The organism is Mitsuaria sp. TWR114, from assembly GCF_007997345.1.
The window spans coordinates 1-3,272 of the sequence record NZ_VOSR01000659.1 but is presented as its reverse complement, the minus strand read 5'-3'; the positions used below and the strand labels follow the sequence as shown (position 1 = coordinate 3,272).

The window sequence follows — 3,272 nt, the reverse complement described above, 5'->3', positions numbered from 1 at the left end:
CGTGGTGGCCATCACCCACGGCAGCGGCTGCGGCATGAGCGCGGAGGGCGACGGCCTGACGCTGCTGCAGCGGACGCTGCGCGGTTATGCGGCGCATCCGAACTTCGCCGCCGTGCTGCTGGTGGGCCTGGGCTGCGAGGTGAACCAGATCGAGCCGCTGGTCCAGGCGCTGCCGGCGGCCACCCGCGAGCGCCTGCGCCTGCTGACCATCCAGGAGGCCGGCGGCACCCGGGAGGCCGTCGAGCAAGGCCAGGCGCTGGTGCGCGAGCTCGCCGAGCAGGCGGGGCTGGCGCGCCGCAGCACGGTGCCGGTGTCGGCGCTGGTGGTGGGGCTGCAGTGCGGCGGGTCGGACGGCTACTCGGGCATCAGCGCCAATCCCGCGCTCGGCGCCGCGGTCGACCTGCTGGTGCGCCATGGCGGCACCGCCCTGCTGTCGGAGACGCCGGAGATCCATGGCGCCGAACACCTGCTGACCGCGCGGGCCGCGTCGCCCGAGGTCGCCCGGCGACTGCTGGACCGCCTGCAGTGGTGGGAGCAGTACGCGGCGCGCCATGGCGCGCGGCTGGACAACAACCCCTCGCCCGGCAACAAGGCGGGCGGCATCACCACCATCCTGGAGAAGTCGCTGGGCGCGGTCGCCAAGGGCGGCGGCAGCCCGCTGAACGACGTGATCGAGTACGCCGAGCCGGTCCGCGCGCGCGGGCTGGTCTTCATGGACACGCCGGGCTACGACCCGGTGTCGGCGACGGGTCAGGTCGCGGGCGGCGCCACGCTGATCTGCTTCACCACCGGCCGCGGCTCGACCTACGGCTGCAAGCCGACGCCCTCGCTGAAGCTGGCCACGACCACCGCGCTGTTCGAACGCATGCGCCTGGACATGGACTTCAATGCCGGCGGCATCGTCGACGGCACGCAGACCGTGGCCGAGGCCGGCGAGGCGCTCTTCCAGCTGATGCGCGAGACCGCCTCGGGCCGCCGCACGCTCAGCGAGGAACACGGCCTGGGCGACAACGAGTTCGTGCCCTGGCAGCTCGGGGCGGTGATGTGAGCGCCGCGGCTCAGAGCATCAGGGCGCCGCGCGACGGGATCTCCGCGGCATCGCCGGTCCAGCGCGCATGCGAGGCGATCAGGTGACGGCAGATCGCCGCCGACGCGGCCTGCGGGTCGCGGGCCTCCAGCGCCTGGTAGATGGCCTCGTGCTCGGCCAGCGCGTCCTTCCAGGTGTCGTTCGACTCGATCTGGCCGCTCATGTGCAACGACAGCGGGCTGTGGCGGCCATCGAAGAGCGATCCGACCATGTCGACGAGGACCGAATTGCCGCTCATCTCCGCGATGCTCAGGTGGAAGCGGCGGTCGGCCTCCACCGGCTTGAGCCCGCCGGCCAGTTCGGCGCGCATCGCGTCCAGGGCTTCCTGCACGCGTTGCAGTCCCGCCTTGGTGACGCGGGCCGCGGCCAGCGTGATCACGGCGCTCTCCAGCACCAGCCGCGCGTGCATCAGTTCCGCCGGGCTGTCGCCCAGGGACGGCGTCCCGTTGTCCGCCAGCGGGCGGACGCTGGTCACATAGACGCCGGAGCCGCCGCGGATCTCGATGCGGCCCTCGATCTCCAGCGCGATCAGCGCCTCGCGCAGCGAGGGTCGCGACACCCCCAGCTGCAGCGCCAGTTCCCGCTCCGCCGGCAGGCGCGCCCCGGCGGAAAAGCCGCCGGTCTCGATGAGGGACCGGATGCGGTCGGCAACCAACTGGTATTGCCGGCGGGTCTCGCCGCCGCGGTGTGGCATGGCCATGCTCTTCCCAACGCTCTCAAGTGGACTGACCAATGGTAGCGCTCTCAAGCGACCTCCCGATTCGGCGGATCTCCAAGAACCCAGGCGTCAAGCGCCAAGAGAAGAGACAGATGAAGCAGTTGCTTTCCCTCGCGGCGCTGAGCTGCACCCTCCTGACCACGGCGGCCCCGGCCCCGGCCCAGACCGCCCCGACCGCGCCGGCGCAGGCGCGCCTCGATCTCGGCCAGGACGCCGCCGGCCCGGCGATCGAACCCGCCGTCTACGGCCATTTCGTCGAGCACATGGGCACCGGCGTCTATGGCGGCCTCTGGGTCGGCCCCGAGTCCCCCATCCCCAACACCCGGGGCTGGCGCAATGACGTCGTGCAGGCGCTGAGACAGGTTGGCATCCCGGTGATGCGCTGGCCGGGCGGCTGCTTCGCCGACGACTACGACTGGCGCGACGGCATCGGCGATCCGGCGAAACGGCCGGTCCGGGTCAACCGCTGGTGGGGCGGCACGGAAAGCAACCGCGTCGGCACCCACGAGTTCATGGACCTGGCCGAGCAGCTCGGCAGCGAGGCCTACCTCGCCGGCAACATGGGCTCGATGCCGCCGCGCGCGCTGAGCCAGTGGCTGGAGTACATGACCGCCGACGGCGCCTCCACGCTGGCCGAGGAGCGCCGCCGCAACGGCCGCGAGCAGCCGTGGAAGGTCAAGTACGTCGGCGTCGGCAACGAGAGCTGGGGCTGCGGCGGCAACATGCGCGGCGAGTACCAGTCCGACCTGCACAACCGCTACGCCACCTTCCTGAACCAGGTGGTGCGCGTGGCCTCCGGCGATGGGGAAGGCAACGACCAGCTGGTCGAGGTGCTGATGGCGCGTTCGGGCAAGCACATGGACGCGTTCACGCTGCATTACTACACGATGCCCGGAGACTGGTCCGCCAAGGGCGCGGCGACCGGATTCGACGCCACCGCCTGGGCGCGCACGCTGAAGTCGGCCATGGGCATCGAGGGCCGCATCGCCGCCGTCTCCCGCATCATGGACAAGCATGACCCGACGCGTCGCATCGGCCTGTATGTCGACGAATGGGGCAGCTGGTACGACACGCCGCCCGGCGCGCCGGCGCTGCACCAGCAGAACTCGCTGCGCGACGCGCTGATCGCGGCGCTCAGCTTCAATGTCTTCCATCGCCACACCGACCGGGTCCGGATGGCCAACATCGCGCAGATGGTCAACGTGCTGCAGGCCATGGTGCTGACCGACGGCCCGTCCATGGTGCTCACGCCGACCTATCACGCCTTCGACCTGTACCGGCCGTTCCGCGGCGCGACGCCGCTGCGCGCCACGCTGACGACGCCCCGCTTCCGCATCGACGACGTCGAGCTGCCGGCGGTGGACGTCAGCGCGGCCCGCACGCCGGACGGCCAGGTCGTCCTGGCCCTCGTCAACCTGGATCCGAAGCAGCCGGCGAAGCTCGCCACCGGCCTGAAGCGCGCGGCGC

3 protein-coding genes are annotated in these 3,272 nt (G+C 71.6%); 2 read left to right on the top strand and 1 reads right to left on the bottom strand.

Translation table 11 applies throughout. The features are described 5' to 3' along the window. On the top strand, window positions 1-1,048 hold a 1,048-nt coding region (locus FUT87_RS21780), incomplete at its 5' end, for a UxaA family hydrolase (RefSeq protein ID WP_147242368.1). Window positions 1,049-1,058: 10 nt separating this feature from the next. On the opposite strand, the gene FUT87_RS21775 is transcribed toward FUT87_RS21780, so the two are convergent. Further along, window positions 1,059-1,787, bottom strand: a complete 729-nt coding sequence (locus FUT87_RS21775; protein WP_147242367.1) for a FadR/GntR family transcriptional regulator — start codon at window positions 1,785-1,787, stop codon at window positions 1,059-1,061. 110 nt (window positions 1,788-1,897) lie between these two features. On the opposite strand from FUT87_RS21775, the gene FUT87_RS21770 reads away from it, so the two are divergent. Next, a partial coding sequence (locus FUT87_RS21770) for an alpha-N-arabinofuranosidase (protein ID WP_186830692.1) occupies window positions 1,898-3,272 on the top strand: 1,375 nt, incomplete at its 3' end.

Bases quoted from the DNA above. Each gene is read 5' to 3' on its own strand.
- FUT87_RS21775 (WP_147242367.1), bottom strand. From the start codon at position 1,787: ATGGCCATGCCACACCGCGGCGGCGAGACCCGCCGGCAATACCAGTTG.